Below are 22,795 nucleotides of genomic sequence, written 5' to 3' on the forward strand. Positions count from 1 at the left end.
GGATTAGCATGCCAACTTTTAATCACGAAGAAGCAAATCACTACGACGAACGCATTTTGCGCCTAGTTCCAGGTTATGAGCTATTACATCAAGCAACCGCAGCCCAATTAGCAACCACGCTGAGCGATGATGCGTGCATTTTAGTAGTTGGTGCCGGAACAGGTAAAGAAATCATTGAATTAGCGGCGCTAAAACCAAGCTGGCAGTTTATTGCTCAAGACATTTCACAAGACATGCTCGATATTGCCGAGCAACAGTTTGGCCAGCATAACATCAGCGATCGCGTGACAGTACACTGCGGTGATATCAACGACATCGACACTCAATGTGACGCCGCACTGTGTTTACTAGTCATGCACTTTGTTGAAGATAACGGCGATAAAAAAACGCTGTTAAAAGCGATTCACAGCAAGCTTAAAAAATCGAGCAACTTATACATTGCCGATTTAATGCGCCCAGAAACCGCTTTTGAGCGCGAATCTCAACTACAGCTGTGTACGCAGTTAGGTTTAACCGAAGTCGGCGTAGAACGCATGCGCCACAACCTAGAGCACGAGTTTTACCCATTAGACCGCATTCGTTTTGCAGAGTTGATGAATGAAACCCGCTTCAGCACCCCAAAACAGTACTTTAAAGTGCTTGGTTTTGCAGGGTATGTGGTTGGGAGTTAGCTGTTTTATAGAGCTGTCAGCTATCAGATTGATAGTTAGCGAGTCTCAAGGGGAAAGAGTAAAGCTACAACACGTAGGCGTGAAATTTATTTTGCGCGAGGTTCTAACCATTTGAACTTGCAAACTTTATCGAGCCTTGAATAACAGCTTTTGACTTGAGCTGCTCGATACCTTTTATTTTAAATACATGAAAAAACGAGGGTGTTGTGATAAAATAAGAAGTAATAGAAAGGCCGCTTTTAGCGGCCTACAATAATGATCTAATCAATTATAGGTGGAGTTAGATCCTGAATAACAAATTGGAATTTTAAAACTTTCATAACATCACCCTATTTAAGATATAAAACATCGTGCTTACTGACATCCTAGTACAAAAATATAGACATTAGCAATAACGAATTTAATTTCTTGCTTACTTATCCAATTCTATACCAAATTGAGCCGCGAGCGCAATAAATTCAGGAATACTTCTCACTGATTCAAAGTCAGATTCTGTTGGAACTTGTTCCTTTACTCTATTAGTTTCATCATTTTGTAGGGCTTGAGATAGAGCTTCAATAACCTCATTTATATCTCTTTCATTCAAAGCCAAATAACATGCATAATTATAATGCATTAAATAGGATATTTCTGTTGAGTTATTTATAGCTTTTTCTATAGACTCCAGAGCTAGCAGAGTTTTGCCTATGCGTTTTTGACAACAAGCTAATTTCCATAGTGCACTTGGATCATCAGGGTACTTCTTCAAATATTCTGAAAAATATGTAATTCCTTTTTCATAATTCCCTTCATTTAGTGCAACAGCCCCCTGTAATTTTAGTTGTTCAAATTTTATTGCACTCATGTCTTTGGATACGTTAGACATTTGATCTTCTACAATTTGCATTTCAGCGTTTGTCTCTTCTAATGAAGCAAGCTTCCTATCGAACTCGCCTTGCCTTTTTAAATATTCAACAAAGCTTATTAGAACAGCATACCTAGCAGGTTCTGTGCAATATCGTTCGCTATCTTTAGAGACAATAATACCTTCATTTAATAGCTCTTCTGAAGTAAGCCCAAGGTTAAAACTTTCAAATTGTAACTCTTCAGATGTCATTATTGATTTATCATCGTCATTAACTTTGCTTAATAACTCTGAAAGCAATTTTATTTCAGTAGGGCCATGCCTAAGGTAATAATCAAAAAAGAACTCATCTCTTCTGCTAATTTGCTCTTTTTTGAAATTCTTATAACTCTGCACAAGTTTTTTCTTTTTCCTTACATGTTTCAACTCGCTAAGACGTTCTTCTATACTGAAGTAAGCCGCGAACATTAAAAGGAAGATAATCCCATAAAAAATAATCCGAAATAACTGAATACCTGTTGTAGCGAACAAAGCTGATGAAATAAATGACTCTTCTTCTAATTGTTTTGCATCGTATATGACGTCTATTTCGTCTAAGGACGCTATTTTACCAAGCGGCGCAATTTTAGGTGTCTCACCGTTTGTATACATAATTAACAACTTCAACTCAAAGAAATGACCAGCGTCAATTATCACATCAGAGAATGTGATTTTTGAGTTTGTTACTTCTTGGATCGTTGTATATTCTTCTAAGTAAGGCTGACTCGCTGCAACAATTTTAGGGGGTTCAGCAAATGTCCCATATAAAACCTCAAACCCTATAGGAGCCAAATTATCATATGATTGCTTTGATATTGCAGTATCGCCTTGATTAATTACTCTCAAAGTAATTAATTGAAGAGCTTTCTTTTCTGAACTTAAACTCTTTCCGTCATATACGATGTCTAGTTTGCCTACTTTTTCCCTAACATCGAGAACAGGAGAACTAGAAGAAATGATATAATTGAGATCAGGTTTTGGTGTTTTAAAATAAAAATAAATTGATAATAGTATAGAGAGTAAAGTAATTACAAAACCCCAAAAGCCTAATGACATCTTGTTTTCTATATTTTTCAAACTACTGAACAAACAATTTCCCCAGAGAGATAAAATTAAAATATTTATACTAAAGTTATTCGTTCGTTTTCTCAATATAAACAATAAGAAAAACTCTGGTTAATTAACATAAAAACAATTCCAACCACCTCGCTAGAGTTTCTACGTTAAATGTTTCTAGGGCAGAAATACATTACCGGACGCCCGATATATAAAATAGCATGCTCTGAAAACTTCTTCGCGCAGTATAAAAAGGAGTGGATAAAGAATTTAAACGAACTGAGTCGTAGTGAAATGACAACACAAACGTATTTTTATATTGAAAATTACTACAACTCAATAAGAAGGCATGGCACCCTAGGGTATAAAAGTCCCATGCAGTACGAACAAATTAATTAAACCCTGTGTCTACTTTATCGGGGTCAGATCACAGATCATGAGTCTGAGAGCTGACGGCTGATAGCTGACGGCTGATAGCTGACGGCTGATAGCTGACAGCTCTCTTAACTCGCTAACTACCGAGAACCTAATACCCCGCGGCCTGTCCGTCTTTACGGGTTTCTGATGCGCCGTAATAAACGCCGCTTTTTGGGTCTTTCAATATAGCTTGATAACCACCGTATGGGCCAACCGCGTCTTGTAATGTGTGGCCTTTTTTCATTAACTCACGGCGGGTTTCCATTGAAAAACCTGACTCTAAGCTAACAAAACCACCGTCTTCCATGATCTCACCGGTTGGCTGCGATGAACCTGTGTGCAGAATACGCGGTGCATCACCGGCTTCTTGCAGGTTCATGCCAAAATCAATCATGTTGATCAGTATTTGAGCATGCATTTGTGGCTGTGTTGCACCGCCCATCACGCCATAACTCATATATGGCTTGCCATCTTTGGTGACAAACGCAGGAATGATTGTATGAAATGGTCGTTTGCCTGGCTCATATTGGTTCATGTGGCCTTTTTTAAGGGCGAACATTTCGCCACGGTTTTGCAATACAAAACCTAATTTTGCTGGTGTCATACCTGAGCCCATGCCGCGGTAATTACTTTGAATAAGTGAAACCATGTTGCCGTCTTTGTCGGCGGTCGTCATATAAATGGTATCGCCTTCTACTGGGCCTGCATGGTCACGTTTTGCGGCTTTGTTAGGGTCTATCAGTTTGCGTCTTTGGTCAGCATATTGCTGTGAAATAAGTGTTTGTACGGGAATGGTGTTAAATGCTGGATCGGCGTAGTACTTTGCACGATCTGCAAACGCGAGCTTTTTCGCTTCAACAAAGGTATGTACGTATTCTGGGCTATCAAAGCCCATTGCTTTGATATCGTAACCTTCAAGAATATTTAGAATTTGCTGTGCAGCAATACCTTGACCATTTGGTGGTAATTCCCAAAGCGTATACCCTCTATAATCGGCGCTCACAGGCTTAACCCATTCACTATGATGGGCAGCTAAATCTTCATAGGATAAGTAGCCGCCGTTTTCTTTCATGTAGCGACCAATTTCTTTAGCAATATCGCCTTTGTAAAAGGCATCTCGGCCGCCTTTGGCTATTTTACGATAGGTGTTTGCAAGGGCAGGGTTCTTAAAGATTTCCCCTTTTTCTGGCATTGCCCCATCAGCCATATATACATCTTTAAAACCTGGGTATTTACCACGAGCAGCCACACTTTTTTGCATATAATAGGCAATCAGTTCAGACACAGGGAAGCCATTTTCAGCGTAGTCGATAGCAGGTTGGAGTAAGGCTTTCATTGGTGTTTTGCCAAACTTTTTATGTAACTCAAACCAACCATCTACCGTACCCGGTACCGACACAGGCAAGGGCCCATAAGCAGGAATATAATCACCTTGCGCTTTTAAAGTTTCAAAAGACAAGCTTTGTGGTGAACGGCCTGAAGCATTTAAACCGTAGAGTTGCTTGCTTTTGTTATCCCAAACAATGGCAAATAAATCGCCACCAATTCCACACCCGGTCGGTTCAACCAAACCAAGTACTGCATTTGCCGCAATAGCAGCATCAATGGCATTACCACCGTCTTTTAATACTTGTAAGCCTACTTGCGTAGCTAACGGCTGTGATGTTGCAACCATCCCTGATTGTGCGATGACTTCAGAACGACTAGCAAAGTTATGGCCAGTGATGCGATCGTAAGCTTGAGTGGCGCCTGTTGTGCCTAAGCATACTGCTAGCACTAAGCTCTTAATGAGTGGAGTTGATTTCATAGTTCTGCCCTTTTTATTTGTCACTATAAAAAGCAATTTAAGATGAGGCAATGGCTTTGCGTTCGAGCGCGAAAAATCGCGATTGACTTCTAAAATAAAAAAATAGCGGCTAACTTACCTAAAGCCAATCCAATTTAGTAAATAGCAGAACCATTTAAGCACTGCTGTGCAACTGTCGATGCTTCGCCGTGAGAGTGCATATCCTCTGCTACAAACTGATCAACAAGAGAGTCAATCAGGTTTTCTTGCTTCATGGTATCGAGGGCGTGTTGCAGCTTAGTGATCAACTCTGGCGATGTGTTTTTGTTAAGTGCTAAGTAATTACCCACCAAGGCAGGATGCTTTAACTCAAATACCGGCGTGACTTGGTCTGGGCTCATACCTACATTCATCAACTGTGATGAAAGAGTGAGAGAGGAGCCAATCAGCAAGTCATGCTTACCTTGCTTAAACATTTTTAGCTCTTCAAACTTTTTTGAGTAAGTTAAAAATTGCTGGCCTTCAGCAAGGTTAAAATCAGCAAGAACGGTTTGATAAACATCACCACGAGATACGCCAATGGTGTAGTTTTGCAACGATTGTGTACTCGTTACTTTAATGTCATTACGGTTATTTAAACGGTATAAACATGAATGCCCAGATACCAAAGGACCAACCCAATAAAATTGAGTTTCTCGCTTTGCGGTGCGTGAAGTAGAGTAAATTCCAGCATTCGGTTGGGCGAGTGTTAGTGACATTGCGCGCTTCCAAGGCAATACACTAAACGTACAGCTCAACTTGGCTCTTTCACACAAAGATTCCATGATTTTGGTGTTAATACCGGTGAGTTGATTGTGCTGCACAAAGTTATAGGGAGGGAATACTTCGGTGTATAAAGTCAATTGTTCAGCACTCGCCATGGCTGTGCTGGCAGTGAATAAACTTACTATTGTTAAATGCTTAAACATCGCTCTTAACTCCAGTTTTTAACAGGTTATTCTGGTTTAACAATTCGACTTAACTGCTTTTGTAGTGTATTTAAACAAAAAGGCTTAATGATAAAACCGTTCACTTTTGCTGTGATCATCTCGCTTACTGTTTGTTTACTGTCTTCGCAGGTTACCATCAATACAGGTAAATCACTTAGGACTGGGTTTTCGCGAATATGATTAAGCAAACATTTGCCATCCATTTTCGGCATATGCAAATCAGTAATCACCAGATCAAAGCAGTGTTTTTCGAGTAAATCAAACGCTTGAGCGCCATCAGTCGCCTCCGTTATATCCTTATATTCAAGCCTACGCAACATGTTTATTAACACATGGCGCATAAGTGGCATATCGTCAACGACCAGTATTTTCATCTAGAGTACTATGAAGTTTTACAATATTTAAAGCTTAGTTTGCTAACTCAATAACGCAATAAACCAGAAACTAAGAAAAAATATCTGCAACTAGCTGGCTAAGTCGTGCAATTTTAATGTTGCTCAGCTGGCGGTAATCAAAATATGGGCAAACAATCACTTTATCAGATTTACTAATAGCAAATTCATCATCAAGCCAAGTTAATTGGCAATGCAAAAGCCCGTCATTTATAAGCTGCTTAGCATGGGTTCGCCCTGCAATTATATGTAATTGCTCTGGTTTGCCTAATATCGGTGGGCTAAACAGTAATGCAGTTTGGCTATGTGCTTGCAGTAGTTGTTCATCGCGAAAGCTCTGCCAATCAGGTGCTCTTTTAGCAAAATCATAATATTCACTTGGTAGTGCAAAAAGTACTTTGCCATACACATTAAAAACCTTGCGCCAACCATTGCCACATGCTTGGTTTATTTCGTTTATTTGGCCGGGTTGCATTGCATGCAAATACTTAAGCTGTTGCCAAGCAGGCATCGGCGGGCGCTTTTCTATATAAACAGCGACTTTAAAGGCTTCATCACCAAAACCCTGCAGTGGCACACTTTTAACGACACTCATGACTTATTAGCGAGGATTCGATCTAGGTTATTTGCAAAGTTTTGGCGGTCTGCTTGGCTTAAAGGCGGTGGGCCACCGGCCATTTCAACGCCACTTGAGCGCATAGTTTCCATAAAATCACGAACATTTAAACGTGAGCGAATATTTTCGGTCGTATATAACTCACCGCGCGGATTAAGCGCTTGGGCACCTTTTTCGATAACTTCAGCAGCTAACGGAATATCACCGGTGATCACCAAATCATTCGGCTCAATACGTTTAACGATTTCGTTATCGGCAATATCAAACCCCGAAGATACCTGCAAACGGCTAATAAACTTTGAGGGTGGCACTCGCATCGCATGGTTCGCCACTAATGTGGTAAAGGTCTGCGTGCGCTCTGCGGCACGAAATAATATTTCTTTAATAACGACGGGGCAGGCGTCTGCATCAACCCAAATCTTCATGCTGTTCTCAATCTTTAATTTTAGACCTTAATAGTTTACCGTAATTGAACTAAATTAGTGCTATTAACGTATTAATTTGTTTAATTTTTAAAGGGAGTAAAAACGTGCAAACATCATTAAAGTTAATCGGGGTTTTATGTATCACAGCCATTTTATCTGCGTGTACAGGCGTGCCAGACAACATTAAACCTGTCGATAATTTTGAGTTAAACAAATACACAGGGACCTGGTACGAAATTGCACGTTTAGATCATTCATTTGAACGCGGCCTTGAGGGCATTACCGCCGAATACTCAATTAACCCTGATGGCAGTGTAAAAGTTATCAATAAAGGTTACAGCGCTGAAGATAAAGAATGGCAGCAAGCTGAAGGTAAAGCAAAGTTTGCAGAGCAACAAGACATAGGCCACCTAGAGGTATCATTCTTTGGGCCATTCTATAGCTCATATGTAGTGTTTGAATTAGATAAGCAAGACTATCAATACGCTTATATTACTGGCTATAACAAAGAGTATTTATGGTTTTTGTCGCGCACTCCTAACGTTACAGAACAGCAAATGCAGGACTTTATAAACACAGCAAAAGAATATGGTTTTAAAACAGACGAGCTTATTTATGTTGACCATGAGAGCTTGTAAAGGGGCTTTACAACTGTCTTTAAACTATCACGAATGTGCAACACAAATGTAATGGATGCTAGGCAAACTTAGCGTCGTTAATTTGAAACAACATGTGATCCCCCAATTTAATCCCCTGCTTGGGTAGGCATTGCCTACCCATTTTTTTATTACTTAATTAAGCACTATTGCAAATTGGTATCAGATCAGTTTTTTACTAACTAAGCTAAAAAATCATCACCGAAAAGCCACTCAACAGCAAAACAGACATAGTTAATACACTGACATGCTTCACCCATGAAACAGTAAAACTGTATAAAATCATTAGCATAAGTACACTTAAAGCCATATAACCGCAAAACAGCAATGCGCCGTACCCAGCATCTGACAGCACGCAAAGCACCAAACTTAGTAAAATACTGATCCAGCCGCTGAATAAAAAGCTACTTCGCTGTTTTTCGGTTAATTTCTTTTTAAATACATCACGGAAATGATTGAATTTTGCAAGAGCAAAACAATTAAACCCTAAAAAGCAGAGACTAAATTGCAGTAACTCCATCATCCTTGTTGCTCCTTTAACAGCCTGTTTTTATACAATTTAGCCTTATTTGTAGCGGTTTTATGGCTAGGTATTTTTTTGCTTTGTAGTAAAAACAGCAGCCCAGCACAAATAAATGCACTATCAATACCGAATAAAGCCCACTGCTGAGTTAGTAAATACGTGATCCAATTACCATCTGTTGTCAACGCATTTACCACAGGTACTAATAAGCAAGCAGCAGCGTTAAGCCAAGCACTATAGCGCCAGTGGCGTTTTTCTCGGCCGATCACAGCAACGATTAGCATCGCCAGCCAAGCTAAGAAAAACACGAGTATTTCTTTATCGGCACGCCCGGCTAACCCTAAAGGTAATAATCGATTAGCAATGAAGAACGCTGCGGTTGCAATTGGTAAACCCATCAGGGTGGCTAAATTTAGTGTCTCAACGAGCTTAAGCCCAAAGCTTGGTTTTTGGTCTGCTTTGAGCCTCTCGCGTAAGCGCCTTGCCCACATGATGCAGCCTGTAGCTATCATGGCACAGCCAGCTAAACCACAGAAAAAATACAACCAACGCAGCAACGGCTCGGCTAAACGACCACTATGTAATGCCGTCATTGAGTCATAAAACTGCGCCGAAGCGCTCCAATCTTCGCCAGAACTCGCTTCAAGCTCACCTGTTACACCACTAAATAAGTAGCGTGGTCCGTTATCTACAACCTCTTTGCCGGTTGCCAAATAAACCACGATTTGTGAGGTCGCTGTATTCGCATTTCTTACAAACACGTAGCTAATGTCGGCATTCGGTGACTTAGTATAAATCTGATCTAACACATCTTTGATTGCCACCATAGGGCGTTGTTCTTCACTTGGCTTTGCACGTTTATTAATAGGCAATGCCTCATCAAACATTTGCCTTAAGCCATTTTCATATACAGTCTCGGCAGGGTAGGGGAACAGCATAAATATAAGCGTGATAATCCCCGTGTAGGTGATCATGATATGAAATGGCAGTGCCAGCACTGACGAAACATTGTGTGCATCGAGCCAGCTTCGGCTGCCTTTGTTTGCTCTAAAACTAAACATATCTTTAAAAATACGTTTGTGGATCACGATGCCTGTTATAAGCGCTACCAACATAAATAATGAAGCTAAACAAACAATTATCCGTGCAGTAAATACATCTATGTAATGTAAATCAAAGTGTAAGCGATAGAAAAAGTTACCCCCCTTAGTTTCCCGAGGTTCGGGTAATTGCTCTAAGGTATTAGGGTCTAGATATGTATAGTTGAAAGGTGCACGGCGCTGGCCTGGCTGTTTAGGCTCAGCAAACCCATAGCTTAAAACAGGGTTACGTGGCTCAGGTAAGTTTATCCGCCAAGATAATGAATTAGGTGCCTGTTGCTGTAATTGCGCAAACACATAATTAATTTGCTCGGCTTGAGACTGAACCCGTTGTGCTTGATGCTGCACATGGTGCGTTTCAGGCTTGGCCCAAATAGTGATTTCATCTTTAAAAAAGCTGATGGTGCCAGCAAAAAAGATTAAGAACAGTAACCAGCATACCAGCAAGCCAACCCAAGTATGAAGCCAAGTCATTGAGCGGAAAAAGCTCTCTTTCATAACCATCCCTTAATCAATGAAAGGGCCAGCAATTGCCCACCAGTTGTTAGTAAAATAGTGATCCAAATAGTCTTTAAAGACTTAACGGCAAATACCCAAATAAACACACAACAGTAAAAAAATACCGATAGAGTCGTTGTTAACAGCACGCTGTCGAGTTTATTAAGTGGTAATAACACAGCTAGTAATGAAATAAGCACACTGGTAAAGGCGTAACCACCAATGATGGCTGCAACAAAACGCAAAAACACAGCAACACGATAAGATAGGCTCACAGAGCGCTTTTTAGCTGTATTTTTAGGGCGATTGGTAGTCACTGCATCTAATGATTGAGAATGCATGATAATCCCTTAAAAAATAACACGAGAAGAAAACCCCGTATTATATCGCCGACAAACAGAAAAGATAGTAGTTATCATTTGCATAAACGTATTAAATAATGAAACAGAACCAACTAACTCGATCTGTTAGTAAAATAATGATCTGCTAGCTTTGTTCTGTGCAATATCATATGGTGTTAAGTAAATAAAAAGGGAGCTGCAATGAAAACAATAGGCTTAATCGGTGGCATGAGTTGGGAGTCTACACAAAGTTACTACCAGCTTTTAAATCAAGGTGTTCAAAACAAACTGGGGGGGTTGCATAGTGCCAAGATAGTACTCGTTAGCCTCGATTTTGCCCACATAGCAGCTCTGCAAAAGCAACAAGATTGGCCACAGATGGCCGAGATACTGATTAAGGCCGCTAAGCAAGTTGAAGCCGCGGGCGCGGATTATTTATTAATTTGTACCAACACCATGCACAAACTCGCTGAGAAAGTGCAAGCTGCGGTTGCAATTCCTTTGTTACACATTGCAGATGCAGTTGGTGAAAACCTGATCCAACATAACTTTAAAAAAGTGGCTTTGTTGGGCACCCAGTTCACTATGGAACAAGACTTTTACAAGCAACGTCTAGCTGATAAATTCGCCATAGACGTGTTAATTCCTGATGCACAGGGGCGTGAAACAGTGCATCGTGTGATTTATGATGAACTATGTAAAGGCATCATCAGCCCAGAATCTAAAACTGAGTATTTAACCATTATTGATGATCTAACTCAGCAAGGTGCTGAAGCCATTATTCTTGGTTGCACCGAAATAGCCTTGTTAGTTCAACAATCAGATACGTCTATTCCATTACTTGATAGTACAGCACTTCATTGCGCTATGGCGCTTGAGAATAGTTTAAATTAGGAGCACAACATGTCGAACCACCATTGCTTAAATTATGTTGAATTTGCTGCTAAAGATTTAGCCGCAACAAAGGCATTTTTTCATCAGGTTTTTAAATGGCAATTTACCGACTATGGCCCTGAATACACGGCCTTTAGCGCTGAATCAGCGGGCCTAGATGGCGGTTTTTATCAAGCCCCATTAACTAGCTTAACCAATAATGGCGGCGCGCTACTGGTGCTTTATTCAAATAATATTAAAGAAACTCAAGCACAGGTAGAAAAACACGGCGGCACAATTATTAAGCCCTTGTTTGATTTTCCTGGAGGCTGTCGTTTTCACTTCACAGAGCCAAGTGGTAATGAGTTAGCAGTTTGGTCAAAGCAAGCATAGATCATATTTTTACTAACTCATGAGTACTCAATCATTATTAGAACAAGTAAGTAAATGCGTGATCTGCGAGCCTCATTTAGCTCTTGGGGCGCGGCCCGTTATTCAATTTAATCCTCGAGCTCGTATTTTAATTGCCGGTCAAGCGCCGGGAATTAAAGTACATGAAAGTGGCAAACCGTTTAATGATGCAAGCGGGCAAAGGCTTCGCTCTTGGCTTGGTGTAACAAGCGATGAGTTTTACGATGAGCGCAATTTTGCTATCTTGCCGATGGGCTTTTGTTACCCGGGCAAAGGAAAATCAGGTGATTTACCGCCAAGAAAAGAGTGCGCGATTGCATGGCGTGAAAAGCTCTTAGCGAAACTAAATAATATTGAGCTCACCATTATCTTAGGTAAGTACGCGCAGGCATATCATTTACCCCACACTAAGCAGCTACCCTTAACTGAGTTAGTAAAATCGTGGCGTGAATATTGGCCAAATTACTTGCCACTTCCTCACCCTAGCCCTCGCAATAATATCTGGCTAAAGAAAAATCCGTGGTTTGAGCAACAAGTATTACCTGAGCTTAGTAGTAAAATACGTGCAATTTTAGCAAGGTAAAAAATGGAAAATAACTTTTTTGCTGAAAACGGCTACTACCATGTAAAGGGCCTTTACACAGAGAGTGAGCTTAGCAAGGTAAGGGCAATTCTCAATAAATTTCATCATCACTGGTTGCAAGAAAACCAATCTTTTTACCAATCCAGAGGGATTAATAGCTCAGGTTTGACTGGTGCTGCATGTTTAAGTGTTGAGGAAAAGTTTACTCTTTTTGAGTTTGTCAGCGCCAACACACTATTGAAACAAGTTAAGGGCATTGTTGCTGATCCTCAGTTTATGAATACTCAACTATTCTTTAACCCTTACAAACCTAAACAGGCAAATTATTGGCATCGCGATATGCAGTATCACTTAGAGCTTGATGCGCAAAAGGCCGCTCTTAGCGGCCCTGAAGTGTTACATTGCCGCGTTGCTTTTGAAGATGAGCCGGGAATAGAGCTAATACCAAGCAGCCATAAAAACTGGGATTCGGATGAAGAGTTAGCAGTTAGATTAGAACAACAGGGCGCTCGCAATAGTGACTCACTGACTCGCGGTAAAAGTGTGGCACTCAAAAAAGGTGACTTACTCATATTTTCGGCAAATATGATTCATCGGGGCTTGTACGGTATGAATCGTTTTGCCTTAGATATTTTGTACTTTGAACGTCACCCAAGCCTTAATGAGTTTGTACTTTGAACGTCACCCAAGCCTTAATGAGTTTGTACAAACTGGATTTTTACCAACTGCACAACAAAAACAGCATCTAAAAAACGCTATGGTATTCAAGTAAGCATAAAAAAAGCGGCTCACTCGCCGCTTTCTTTATTTGATAGTGCTGTTACTGCAACATTGCGAACAGTTCTTTTAACTGCGGCATATATTGCTTAACTAAGTTAACGTTACTTTCGCTAACATCTGCTGTTGCAGTACTTGCTTTAACACCTTCTAAAGCACCTGCCATTGAGCGAGTACCCGCATCAGATGATGATGCCGTAAGGCTTTGTAAACCACTCATTGCTTGGTTTACACGTTGCTTGTTCTCTTCTGACATACCCGCTTTAAGGTTTTCTAAATACGCCATTGATACCTCTGAGCCAACAGTAACTAACTGCTCTGGCGTGAAACCATATTGTTTGGTCAGGGCTGCAAATTCAGTGTAAAGCTCGTGTTCTTTAATATGGCCTAATGCATCCATTACAGACGAGCTGTCAACACCATCAGAGCTACCTAACATACTACCTAGATTCAAACTATCCAGCTCTGGTTGGTTTTGCGACCAGTTTACTACTGCAGGTAAGGCTTTAATATAACGCTGTAGCTGGTTTTCTGTAATATCTTCTGCAAAGCTAGAAAAACTTATAGCCAGTAGGCTTATTGAAATAAGTAGTGCTTTCATCATGATCTCCTTTCTCTCAAAATGGTCTGTAACCGGCATACATAGGCTAGGAATTATGTTTGACCAATTACAAATGTTACAATGTCTTTTTTACCACAGCTAAATGAACCTGATGTTAACTATTTCTAATACCGTTACAATTGATGAATGGGAACTCGACTTTAGTGCGATCCGCTCACAAGGCGCGGGCGGACAGAACGTCAACAAAGTGGCCACAGCTATTCACCTTCGCTTTGATATTAATCGTTCAAAGCTACCTGACTTTTACAAACAACGATTGCTTAATTTAAATGACTCTCGAATTACCAAAGAGGGCGTTATTGTCATTAAGTCGCAAAGTCATCGCACGCAAGAAATGAACAAAGAAGATGCGCTTAATCGTTTGAAAGAATTAATCATTAATGCAACACAAATACAAAAGAAACGAAGAGCAACAAAACCAAGTAAAAGTTCTCAGAGAAAGCGTATGGACTCTAAAACAAAAAGAGGACAAACAAAAGCATTAAGAAAAAATGTAAAATTCTAACTTTCACATCAGAAGATCGTGTCAAAAATAAGCAGAACTGTAAAGAAGTGTAACTTGTTAACAAAGTTAATTGATGGTTAATCCTGCCGCGTCTATAATAGTCATACAATCTCACCATTAATGAAGGAGCCGCGTATGGGCCAGAAATCACGCATTGTTGCCGCTGCAATGATAACGCTGTCAGCTTTGCCTATGTCGAGTTTTGCTGTAGATTCATGGCAAGCCGGAAACGCGTATCCGCAAGGTAGTGAAACCTGTTATAACGAAATTCTTTATAAAGCCAGATGGTGGGCAACCCCTGGAGAAGAGCCTGGCAGTTCACAATGGGGCGCTTGGGTTGCAGATGTCGCCTCAAAAACCTGTGTACAGAGTGTTGTAAAGAAACAAGACGATTTACTTAAGTCTTTACCCACAATTTTCGAACCAAATAACAATAAAAAAGGGAGTTCTGATTAACTCCCTTTTTTAATCTTTAATCAAACGTGTGATGCCTTGTCATTGCAAAGCGATTTAAGATGTGATGCATTATGTACACCGCACATAAGCTCAATAGTATGGCCACAGACACCGACGAAAAACGATACAGCGCGCTGTAAACCAAATCTTGCCCCGGCCCTAATGATTGGCCAAACAAAATACCAAATGTAGTGATAATACCAAAGCCAACACCCGGAATACCGCCACCAATTATGTGATAACGACTAAAGATAAAGGTCAAAATCCACAGAATTAACGCCGGAAATATCAAAATATCGGTATGGTTATACAAAAATAACTGTGCCACTAACGCTAAGTTACAACCAATTAGGGTGCCTATCGCGCGCTGCCATGCTGCCATACCTGCTGCTTTCCAGCACAATGAAAACAATATCAGTACCGAGGCCGCTTGAGCAGAGATAGAATCTTGTAAATCAAATACCTGAAATACAACAAATGATAAGGTCGCTACGGTTGAACAAAGTAAGACTTCATGGCGGACACTTTCTTTTGCTTTTTCTGGCATTACCCGACCTTGGCGCGGTGCAACATCAGGGAATAAACCATGCATTAGCATCGAAAACACCACAGTTACGACAACTGCAACTGCGTTACTAATGATCAGCGGATAAATACTGACACCACCGCCGGTGTAGGTCGAAAAATGTAATTGAATCGACAAACTCACCACGGTTGTAGCGCCAAATAAAAAATTAGCGCCACGGCTCATTTGATAAAACAAAAAGGCAAAAGCCATAAAGCTCATCATTGTCATTACAACAGGCAAGTGTGCAAACAACCCTTGTACAACCAATACGAATAGCGCACTGAACACCGCGCCTGCGTAAAACTGACGAATGATATGCATGTTAAGCACAGGCACTAAACCGAGCAGTAACATAGGGTAAACAGTGAAAAAGATGCCATTCGGCCAGTTCATCAATTTTGCCAGTGAAAACCCTAATGCTGAGCCCGTAGCAATGCGTAGCGCTTGGCGTAAGCCATTACCATCGAGTTGCAATACTGACATAACTCACCCAGCCTTAGTAAATAAAGTGCAGAACACTAATGAAGCGAATTTGCATGCTTGCAAACCAGCTACCGATGCTAGAGTCAGGCAAAAGTTGCACAGTTGCACGCGCACCACTTGGAAATTTAGCCAGCATCTGGTGTTCATCTAGTTGAATATGGATACGTTGACGCTGAGCATCACGTACCCAACGGTTGCTGCTTTCAGTGGCACTGAGTAAACCATTAGCGTTAAGCTGACCATCACTCACACCCGCTTCAAAACTAATAATTTTGCCAGTAAACACTTTGCCCGGTAGCGCATCAAAGCTGACTTTTGCAGTACTACCAATTTGCACGTGAACTAAAGACTTTTCGCGAAAATCAGCAACTAAATCAGCTTTATTAGCAACAATCGCCATTAACGGTTGGCCCTTATTAGCATAGGTACCCGGTGTTACCTGTAAGTTTGCTGTTTTACCGTCGGTATCGGCTGTCACTGTGGTGTACGACAGGTTTAGTTTCGCTTGTTCAAGCTGGTTTTGAGCATGACGAAGCGCTAAATTATCATCCCCCATTTTACCGCGCGCTAATTTAGCCTCGCTAAGCTGGGCTTCAATTGCAGCCACATTGGCTTTGCTTGATTGATAGTTCGCATTGATAGTTTCGTACTCTTGATCTGAAATAGAACGCTTTTTCAATAGCGACTCACCGCGTTCAAACAGCAACGTTTGCTCATGTAGCTTAGCTTGAGCAGCCGCTAACTGTGCTTCTATTGCCTTCACACTGCTATCTAAACGTTGGTTTTGTAGTTTTGCATCATCATATGCAAGTTCAGCTTGTTGCACGGCAAGCTCAAAAGGCTCATCGTTAATCTTAAACAAGGCTTGCTGTTTTTCGACGGCTTGATTATTAGTCACTAATACGTCGGTTACGCGACCACTTACCTGCGGGGTCACTTGCACAACCGGATGATACACACGGGCCTGCGGTGTAACAGGCATATACAAATCGGCAATTACAAAATATAAAAATAAAACAATAAAACCCGCTAAAGAGATTTTTACGTAACGGGCAAACTTTTGATCTGGTGTCATAACGTTACTTATCTCCTGAATAATGAAGGATACACTGACGGGCGTTTTGCTCCATCTGAATTAAGCCATGCGCCATGGTATCGAGTTGCTCAGTGGTTAAATCGGCATAAAGGTGCTCTTTCACATCGGCAATAATCACCTGCAATGTGTCTAACAATTGTAGACCTTGCTCAGTGAAGTACAGACGTTTACTGCGTTTATCTTCAGCGTCAGCTTTACGAGCAATAATCTCTTGTTGCTCAAGCTGCTTAATAGTGCGAGTTAGTGAAGGCATTTCAATGCCTAAGCTATTTGCCAACTCTTGTTGCGTACAACCTTGGTTTAGATGAAACAGGTGCATCATCGCAGTCCAGCGAGATTGGGTAAGCCCCAAAGGCTCAACCGCCAAAGTGACAGCATCGCGACATAAACGATGCACACGACCCATACTGCCGCATAATGTTAAATCAAGAGTTTCGTGAAAAGGGGGAGTGGAAGACATGATGCGCTCCATTTACTTAGCATGCTAACTATTTTAATGTAGTTAGCATGCTAAGTAAATATTACTGCAATTAATAAAATAGATAGCTGTGTTCGATAAAAGCGAACAACTGCAAAAGTTATCTGCTAGATAACACTATTTAGCAATTAACTCTTTGATATGGCTTTCATAGAGGTCTAATTTATCAGCAACAAATCCTGTATGTTGGAACCGTACTACGCCTTCTTTATCGATTAAAAAGCTGCTCGGCATCCCTTTAAGTTGGTATTGTCTGCCAATAACAGCATCTGGGTCGTAAATAATATTAAAGTTAACTGCAAACTCAGCTAAAAAAGCATCGGCATCACTGCGCTCAACATCAATGTTTACAGCAACTACTTTAAGGCCTTGCTGTTGATACTTGCTCTGCATGGCAATAAACCAAGGAAACGAGCGTCGACACGGGCTGCACCAAGACGCCCAGAAATCGAGTAACACGACTTGCCCTTTGTATTGATTTAATAGTTTAGACAACTGCTGCTGACTTGCAGCTAAAGGAGGGGGAGAAGGGGGCTCTGCCATAGCAGCAGAGCTCGTAATTAAAAGAAATGCAATTAAGGTGTATTTGATCATTGATAATTTAATAAATTCGCTGGTGAATATTGGTCAGTGAGCACCTTGGTATCCGCTGGCCAATCTTGATTACCCTTAGTATAAAACAAATGCTCGCTGAGTAACTGCAAATCAACATCGTAAGGGGTTAACTTATTTGCGAGTTTGTTGACGCGTTTGGCTAACTTTTGCTGGCTAGGCATAGTCTCGAAGCCAGCTAAAATAATGCGATTAGAGTTTTCATCGGTCACAACATTAACAAAGTCACCAAACACATCGAAGTAAGTTGCCGACTCATGCTGGTACAATTTACTCGATGAAAAAGTATTTGCAGCGACAATTCCGCCATCAGCCAAAACACTTTTGACTTCCGCAAAAAACTCCTTAGTGAGGAGGTGCTCAGGGATATAATCGCCGTTAAAGGCATCAAGAATAATCCAATCGTACTTTTGTTTTTTAAGTGCGGCACGTTTAATAAAAATACGGCCATCTTGCACCTTAGACGTTACGTTATTAGTTTCTACAAAGCTAAAATAATCACGGGCAACTTTTATTACCGCGGGGTCAATTTCGACATTTTCGATATGAGCGCTAGGGTAAAGCTCATGAATGGTATTAGAGAGTGAACCTCCCCCTAAACCTATGATCAGTACATTTTTAGGATCATCAATAAATAGTAAGCTTGCGAACGTCATTTTGGTGTAATTAAACACCAGCTTTTTAGGCTCACTCTTATACATACAACTTTGCGTACTTTTACGGGTTTTTTCGTTAAATTTTAAACACAGTAAATCGCCAGTCTTCTCAACTAAAATATTGCGATAAAGCGAGCGCTCTTTATGTATTACTTCTGCCAAGCTGCTAAAAGGCAGTGTCATGATCAAACAAAGCGTTAAGACTCTAAACATACAGTACGCTCCTTTGTTTTTATTTGACTAACAGCAATTGCAAGCAAACCAAGCGCGCCTAATACCGCTGCAAAGGTTTTAATGATGTCGTTAACATCAAACGCTAACACCATATAAAAAGAGGTAATAATCGTGCCAAGAGCGCTTCCTAGGGTGCTCACAAAATACAAACCACCGGCAACCTGACCACTTTTTTCATGATCGGTAACCAATAATCGCACTGAGTAAGGTGAGATCATGCCGAGTATTGTTGTAGGGATAAAAAACAACGCTGTTGACGCCAGCAACGAGCCGTAACGACTGTCTTCAATATGGGTGAAAATAAAGGTCATAATTGGCTCAGCAAACAATACTATTGGCACCACCATAATGCTTGCTACAAAGAAAATGAGACCATATTTAGTTAACGAAGGATTGCGGGTTGAGAGCTTACCGCCAAGTAAATAGCCGAAAGATAAGCTCAACATAAATACAGTGATAATACTGCCCCATATATGCACACTGCTACCAAAGTACGGCGCTAAAATTCGACCGCCTAAAAGCTCAACTCCCATAATACAAAAGCCGCTACTAAAGGCTAAAAAGTAGATAAGCGCATTGATTTTATTCATTAAACACCCGCTGATTTTGTTGTTATTTTACCCATCTTAACCTGATGCAGATAAGGATGCCATGACTGTTTTTTAAGCTGTAAAGGCCGTTGACAAAATATAGTCTTTTAAAAATAAATAATTAAAAAGGCTAGGTTAAAGTACATGTGCTCTGGTATTTTAATGGGAACAAAATAAGCAAGGAAAAATGCAATGGATCAGCAAGTAACGAAGATCAATATCGACAACCCAACAACTTTATTTGGCCTCAAAGTTCGCACCAGCAATATGAAAGAAATGAGTGGGGAAGGTGCCAAAATCGCTGGCTTATGGCAGCAATTTTACACAGACATAGCGCCAAATTTAACGCCATCTAGCCAAGTTTATGGCGTGTATACTCATTATGAATCTGATGTCACAGGAGAGTTTGATGTATTTGCGTGTACTGACATGCAAGTCACGTCATCAGAGGTAGAAAAAACTACACTTTCTACAGGTAACTATCTTCACTTTAGCGGCAAAGGTGCAATGCCACAAACCGTTATCGATGTTTGGGGCCAAGTTTGGCAGTACTTTAGTAATGAACAGTGCCCGCATATTCGAGCATATAAAACTGACTATGAGTTTTATAAAAGCAGTGAAGAAGTTGAAGTATTCATTTCGGTTGAATAACGCCAAACCCTATTTTTAGTGTAAAGCCCCATTACAGATAAAGCCGCTTATTGCGGCTTTGTTGTGTTTATTAATTGGCGTATCTCAGCGCTAATTGCTCTGCTTTAGCATAGGCATTAGTCAAAGAGCGTTGGTGTCTTTGGTCATTAAATTCTTGATACTCACAGGCTATTTCATCAATATGCTGCACACCTAAATACTTACTCAAGGTTTTAATGTGCGGCACTAAATGGCTCATACTCTCGCGAATACCACCTGCCTCAAAGCCAAACTCACCCGTTGAGGTTATAACCAGCAAACGTTTACCAGTTAACAAGGGTTGCAAAGGGAAATCCCCCCGCTGCAAGTCAAAATCAAACGTTTTATTGATCCTAACGATTTGATCAAACCATGCTTTTAATTGTGCAGGCATGCCATAGTTATACATAGGCGTTGATATCACGATGGTATCAGCCTTAACCAACTCATTTATCAATTCATCTGATTCGGCCAGTACTTCTCTTTGCTCAAGTGTTAACTTGTTGGCTGGCGTAAACACAGCACCAATCCAAGATTGATTAATAAATGAAGGTGGATTCATTCCAACATCACGATAAATATACTCAGCTATAGCATTATTTTGCTGTAAGTGATTTACAAATTGCTTAGCAATATTTTTAGAGATTGAATCGTGGTTAGGGTTTGCATTTTTAGCCGAACGTACACTAGCATCAATGTGTAATAGAGTGGTCATAAGTAAATACCTCATTAGTTAATGTGTTGGTATCATCAATAAATGAAGGCTATTTAACAAACGAGTTATCATTCACTATAAGTAAGTTATACTCATCTATAAATTTAGATGGGTTCAACTATGCATATATCATTACAAGCTTTAAAAGCCTTTGAATCAGCTGCGCGATTAGGTAGCTTTAAAGCAGCCGCCGCTGAGCTTGCGATTACGCCTACAGCGGTATCGCACCACATTGCTAACCTAGAAAGCCGCTTGAATACTGATTTATTTCATCGCGAGGTGAGAAAGATTACCTTAACTCCATCAGGCGAGTACCTGAGTCAAAACACAACTAGCGGCTTTAAGCTTATTTTTGCGGCAATTGAACAATTGAGCCAAGCACATAACCAAGTACGCATCACCACAACATCATCTCTAGCAGCCCTAAGATTAATACCCGCTTTAGATGAGCTAAATAGCGAAAAACCACATTTACAGCTCGATATATCAACTAGTGAAACTTTAGATAAGAAACTGCATACCTTGCCTGTTCGGCTAGGAAATAGCGAGGAAGTAAACAAAGCAGATATTATCAAATATGAGCGCTTTGATATGTATGCGGTAAACGCACAACAAAGCGCTCCTTGGCTTGATAAACAGGTTAATTTATACACCAGCCAATGGAAAAATAATGCCCTACCAGCCCCACCACTAACGCAGTGGCTCAAAAAAAATAACCTAAGTGATTCATGTTTCAAGGTAAAAACATTCGATCAAGAACTGTTTGGTATAAATCAGGTGCTCGCTAATAAAGGTGTGGTGTTTTGCTCAAACACCTTAGTACAACCATACCTAGATGCAGGGTTACTAACATCGTTTAATAGCCAAGATGTTGAATCAAAACTGTGTTACTACATTCCTGAAAAATCTCGCTTTGAAACAGCAACACATAACGTTGTGATTGAATGGCTTGAGCGGTTACTGAATTAATGATGTACAAATAACCATCATTTAAGTTACTGTGGATTAGTAACTTTTAATCACCAATAAGGATGTTGTTGTGTATAAATTACTACTCTTTGTCAGCCTATTTCTCGCTGTTTTTTCTACCAGCGCAGCGAAAATTATCGATGATGAACATGTCACAAAAGAAACAGACTGCTTCACAGGCATCTTTGCTGACTATGATTCGTGGCACCAATTTATTGCGCAAAAGAATAAACGCAAAGCTAAAAACGAAGAAGCATACTTAAAGCGTATTAAAGCCTTTGAAGAAACCTTTCCACAAGATATGTTCGATAACTTTAAAGCTAATTTAACCTGCCATAATTTTAAATATCAGGTCGATAATGTTGAGGTGCTTGGTTATATCATCAAACCTAAAGTCATCAAGAATAAGCTTCCAGTATTAATTTATAACCGCGGCGGTAACGGTAATTTTGGCAGTGTTTATTTTGCTGCAATGATGCGCAATTTATTTCCTTTAGCAGAGCAAGGCTTTGTGGTTATCGGCAGCCAATACCGCGGTACATCAACTAAAAATGATGATTTAGATGAGTTTGGTGGCAAAGACGTTAACGACGTACTTGCGCTTATTGATTTTATTCCGCACATAGCAAGTGCAGATGAAAACCGTATTGGTATGTTAGGAGTAAGTAGAGGCGGCATGCAAACCCACCTTGCAATGCAACACACAAACAAGGTTAAAGCTATTGCAACCATTGCGGGAGCGACCGATTTAGTCAAAGAGCTTACGTTTAGACCTAACATGGAAAAAAACGTGTATGTGCGTCGTATTCCCAATTATAAAGAGAACAAACAAGCAGAGCTTGAAGCACGCTCTGTTATGAACTGGGTTGATAAATTATCGCCTAAAGTGCCCATATTACTTATTCATGGCAGTGACGATAAACGAGTATCGGTCGAGAACTCAATTCAATTTGCCAAAGCGCTAGATAAGCATCAAATACCCCATAAACTCGTGGTGTATGACGGTGACAATCACTTTTTAATGAACAATAAAAAGCAACTAGAAACAGAGCTAATTAATTGGTTTAACACCTATTTGTAACTTTGTTTTAAAAATAAGAAGGGCCAAATAAGGCCCTTTTCATTACACACTTCGCTCGATAATC

28 protein-coding genes and 1 pseudogene are annotated in these 22,795 nt (G+C 40.4%); 12 read left to right on the forward strand and 17 right to left on the reverse strand.

Features of this window, described 5'->3' with window-relative positions:
• Window positions 1-8 precede the first annotated feature (8 nt).
• Window positions 9-671 (forward strand): class I SAM-dependent methyltransferase, encoded by a 663-nt coding sequence (locus tag NFU46_RS12275; protein WP_251602202.1) that lies wholly within the window; start codon window positions 9-11, stop codon window positions 669-671.
• 412 nt (window positions 672-1,083) lie between these two features.
• On the opposite strand, the gene NFU46_RS12280 is transcribed toward NFU46_RS12275, so the two are convergent.
• Window positions 1,084-2,643, reverse strand: coding sequence for a tetratricopeptide repeat protein (locus tag NFU46_RS12280; protein WP_251602204.1), 1,560 nt, complete (start codon window positions 2,641-2,643; stop codon window positions 1,084-1,086).
• Between the two features lie 186 nt (window positions 2,644-2,829).
• On the opposite strand from NFU46_RS12280, the pseudogene NFU46_RS12285 reads away from it, so the two are divergent.
• Window positions 2,830-3,009: pseudogene (locus NFU46_RS12285) on the forward strand (IS3 family transposase); the annotation flags it as partial.
• A 127-nt stretch (window positions 3,010-3,136) separates the two neighbouring features.
• Here NFU46_RS12285 and ggt read toward each other — a convergent pair.
• From ggt to NFU46_RS12310, 5 genes are all read right to left on the reverse strand, one after another.
• Window positions 3,137-4,834: a gamma-glutamyltransferase gene (gene ggt, locus NFU46_RS12290; protein ID WP_251602206.1), complete on the reverse strand. Its 1,698-nt coding sequence runs from the start codon at window positions 4,832-4,834 to the stop codon at window positions 3,137-3,139.
• A gap of 134 nt (window positions 4,835-4,968) precedes the next feature.
• Window positions 4,969-5,781 (reverse strand): ABC transporter substrate-binding protein, encoded by an 813-nt coding sequence (locus NFU46_RS12295; protein WP_175081392.1) that lies wholly within the window; start codon window positions 5,779-5,781, stop codon window positions 4,969-4,971.
• Between the two features lie 26 nt (window positions 5,782-5,807).
• Complete coding sequence (locus NFU46_RS12300) at window positions 5,808-6,176, reverse strand: response regulator (RefSeq protein WP_055021240.1); 369 nt, start codon at window positions 6,174-6,176, stop codon at window positions 5,808-5,810.
• Window positions 6,177-6,246: 70 nt separating this feature from the next.
• A complete protein-coding gene (locus NFU46_RS12305; protein WP_251602208.1) occupies window positions 6,247-6,789 on the reverse strand; it encodes a DUF6942 family protein in 543 nt (180 codons plus the stop codon).
• On the reverse strand, window positions 6,786-7,235 hold the full coding sequence (locus NFU46_RS12310) for a YaiI/YqxD family protein (protein WP_251602210.1): 450 nt from the start codon (window positions 7,233-7,235) through the stop codon (window positions 6,786-6,788). The genes NFU46_RS12305 and NFU46_RS12310 overlap by 4 nt, the downstream gene beginning before the upstream one ends.
• A gap of 104 nt (window positions 7,236-7,339) precedes the next feature.
• Between NFU46_RS12310 and NFU46_RS12315 the strand changes: the two genes are divergently transcribed.
• On the forward strand, window positions 7,340-7,873 hold the full coding sequence (locus NFU46_RS12315; RefSeq protein ID WP_055198908.1) for a lipocalin family protein: 534 nt from the start codon (window positions 7,340-7,342) through the stop codon (window positions 7,871-7,873).
• A 205-nt stretch (window positions 7,874-8,078) separates the two neighbouring features.
• Here the strand turns inward: NFU46_RS12315 and NFU46_RS12320 are convergent, their stop codons facing one another.
• From NFU46_RS12320 to NFU46_RS12330, 3 genes are read right to left on the reverse strand one after another with little or no spacing between them, the layout of a single operon-like run.
• Window positions 8,079-8,414 (reverse strand): DUF3325 domain-containing protein, encoded by a 336-nt coding sequence (locus NFU46_RS12320; RefSeq protein ID WP_251602212.1) that lies wholly within the window; start codon window positions 8,412-8,414, stop codon window positions 8,079-8,081.
• Window positions 8,411-10,012 carry a PepSY domain-containing protein gene (locus tag NFU46_RS12325; RefSeq protein ID WP_251602214.1) on the reverse strand — a complete coding sequence of 534 codons (1,602 nt, stop codon included), beginning with the start codon at window positions 10,010-10,012 and terminating at the stop codon, window positions 8,411-8,413. The genes NFU46_RS12320 and NFU46_RS12325 overlap by 4 nt, the downstream gene beginning before the upstream one ends.
• A complete protein-coding gene (locus NFU46_RS12330; protein ID WP_234003534.1) occupies window positions 10,009-10,353 on the reverse strand; it encodes a hypothetical protein in 345 nt (114 codons plus the stop codon). Before NFU46_RS12330 ends, NFU46_RS12325 begins: the two co-directional genes overlap by 4 nt.
• A 201-nt stretch (window positions 10,354-10,554) precedes the next feature.
• On the opposite strand from NFU46_RS12330, the gene NFU46_RS12335 reads away from it, so the two are divergent.
• The 4 genes from NFU46_RS12335 to NFU46_RS12350 are packed head-to-tail and all read left to right on the forward strand — an operon-like array spanning window position 10,555 to window position 12,898.
• On the forward strand, window positions 10,555-11,247 hold the full coding sequence (locus NFU46_RS12335) for an aspartate/glutamate racemase family protein (protein ID WP_251602216.1): 693 nt from the start codon (window positions 10,555-10,557) through the stop codon (window positions 11,245-11,247).
• Window positions 11,248-11,256: 9 nt separating this feature from the next.
• Complete coding sequence (locus tag NFU46_RS12340) at window positions 11,257-11,619, forward strand: VOC family protein (protein ID WP_175079916.1); 363 nt, start codon at window positions 11,257-11,259, stop codon at window positions 11,617-11,619.
• A gap of 19 nt (window positions 11,620-11,638) precedes the next feature.
• Window positions 11,639-12,220, forward strand: a complete 582-nt coding sequence (locus NFU46_RS12345; protein ID WP_251602218.1) for a uracil-DNA glycosylase family protein — start codon at window positions 11,639-11,641, stop codon at window positions 12,218-12,220.
• A 3-nt stretch (window positions 12,221-12,223) separates the two neighbouring features.
• On the forward strand, window positions 12,224-12,898 hold the full coding sequence (locus NFU46_RS12350) for a phytanoyl-CoA dioxygenase family protein (protein ID WP_251602220.1): 675 nt from the start codon (window positions 12,224-12,226) through the stop codon (window positions 12,896-12,898).
• Between the two features lie 142 nt (window positions 12,899-13,040).
• Here the strand turns inward: NFU46_RS12350 and NFU46_RS12355 are convergent, their stop codons facing one another.
• Window positions 13,041-13,601: a short-chain dehydrogenase gene (locus tag NFU46_RS12355; protein ID WP_251602222.1), complete on the reverse strand. Its 561-nt coding sequence runs from the start codon at window positions 13,599-13,601 to the stop codon at window positions 13,041-13,043.
• A 109-nt stretch (window positions 13,602-13,710) separates the two neighbouring features.
• On the opposite strand from NFU46_RS12355, the gene arfB reads away from it, so the two are divergent.
• Together arfB and NFU46_RS12365 are read left to right on the forward strand one after the other, a co-directional pair.
• On the forward strand, window positions 13,711-14,124 hold the full coding sequence (gene arfB, locus NFU46_RS12360; protein ID WP_251602224.1) for an alternative ribosome rescue aminoacyl-tRNA hydrolase ArfB: 414 nt from the start codon (window positions 13,711-13,713) through the stop codon (window positions 14,122-14,124).
• 135 nt (window positions 14,125-14,259) lie between these two features.
• A complete protein-coding gene (locus tag NFU46_RS12365) occupies window positions 14,260-14,580 on the forward strand; it encodes a hypothetical protein (protein ID WP_175081400.1) in 321 nt (106 codons plus the stop codon).
• 16 nt (window positions 14,581-14,596) lie between these two features.
• Here NFU46_RS12365 and NFU46_RS12370 read toward each other — a convergent pair whose 3' ends face one another.
• The 6 genes from NFU46_RS12370 to NFU46_RS12395 all read right to left on the reverse strand — a co-directional run bounded on the left by NFU46_RS12370 (window position 14,597) and on the right by NFU46_RS12395 (window position 19,297).
• The gene (locus NFU46_RS12370) at window positions 14,597-15,631 is read right to left on the reverse strand and encodes a DUF2955 domain-containing protein (protein WP_175081401.1); all 1,035 of its coding nucleotides are present in this window, start codon (window positions 15,629-15,631) and stop codon (window positions 14,597-14,599) included.
• A gap of 13 nt (window positions 15,632-15,644) precedes the next feature.
• A complete protein-coding gene (locus NFU46_RS12375; protein WP_175081402.1) occupies window positions 15,645-16,706 on the reverse strand; it encodes an HlyD family secretion protein in 1,062 nt (353 codons plus the stop codon).
• 4 nt (window positions 16,707-16,710) lie between these two features.
• Window positions 16,711-17,187: a MarR family winged helix-turn-helix transcriptional regulator gene (locus NFU46_RS12380; RefSeq protein WP_251602226.1), complete on the reverse strand. Its 477-nt coding sequence runs from the start codon at window positions 17,185-17,187 to the stop codon at window positions 16,711-16,713.
• Window positions 17,188-17,322: 135 nt separating this feature from the next.
• The gene (locus NFU46_RS12385; RefSeq protein ID WP_251602228.1) at window positions 17,323-17,748 is read right to left on the reverse strand and encodes a TlpA disulfide reductase family protein; all 426 of its coding nucleotides are present in this window, start codon (window positions 17,746-17,748) and stop codon (window positions 17,323-17,325) included.
• 47 nt (window positions 17,749-17,795) lie between these two features.
• The gene (locus tag NFU46_RS12390; RefSeq protein WP_251602230.1) at window positions 17,796-18,686 is read right to left on the reverse strand and encodes a spermidine synthase; all 891 of its coding nucleotides are present in this window, start codon (window positions 18,684-18,686) and stop codon (window positions 17,796-17,798) included.
• Entirely contained in the window at window positions 18,671-19,297 is a 627-nt protein-coding gene (locus NFU46_RS12395; protein WP_175081406.1) for a fused MFS/spermidine synthase, read from the reverse strand. The genes NFU46_RS12390 and NFU46_RS12395 overlap by 16 nt, the downstream gene beginning before the upstream one ends.
• Before the next feature lie 192 nt (window positions 19,298-19,489).
• Here NFU46_RS12395 and NFU46_RS12400 point away from each other — a divergent pair, with 192 nt between their 5' ends.
• Window positions 19,490-19,948, forward strand: coding sequence for a GyrI-like domain-containing protein (locus tag NFU46_RS12400; protein ID WP_175079926.1), 459 nt, complete (start codon window positions 19,490-19,492; stop codon window positions 19,946-19,948).
• A 70-nt stretch (window positions 19,949-20,018) separates the two neighbouring features.
• Here NFU46_RS12400 and NFU46_RS12405 read toward each other — a convergent pair whose 3' ends face one another.
• Window positions 20,019-20,681, reverse strand: a complete 663-nt coding sequence (locus NFU46_RS12405; RefSeq protein WP_175081407.1) for an FMN-dependent NADH-azoreductase — start codon at window positions 20,679-20,681, stop codon at window positions 20,019-20,021.
• A gap of 120 nt (window positions 20,682-20,801) precedes the next feature.
• Between NFU46_RS12405 and NFU46_RS12410 the strand changes: the two genes are divergently transcribed.
• A complete protein-coding gene (locus NFU46_RS12410) occupies window positions 20,802-21,650 on the forward strand; it encodes a LysR family transcriptional regulator (RefSeq protein ID WP_251602232.1) in 849 nt (282 codons plus the stop codon).
• Window positions 21,651-21,720: 70 nt separating this feature from the next.
• A complete protein-coding gene (locus NFU46_RS12415) occupies window positions 21,721-22,731 on the forward strand; it encodes a S9 family peptidase (RefSeq protein ID WP_251602234.1) in 1,011 nt (336 codons plus the stop codon).
• The last annotated feature ends 64 nt before the right edge of the window (window positions 22,732-22,795 follow it).

The sequence above is a fragment of the Pseudoalteromonas sp. NCCP-2140 genome (genome assembly GCF_023708065.1).
GTDB lineage: Bacteria > Pseudomonadota > Gammaproteobacteria > Enterobacterales > Alteromonadaceae > Pseudoalteromonas.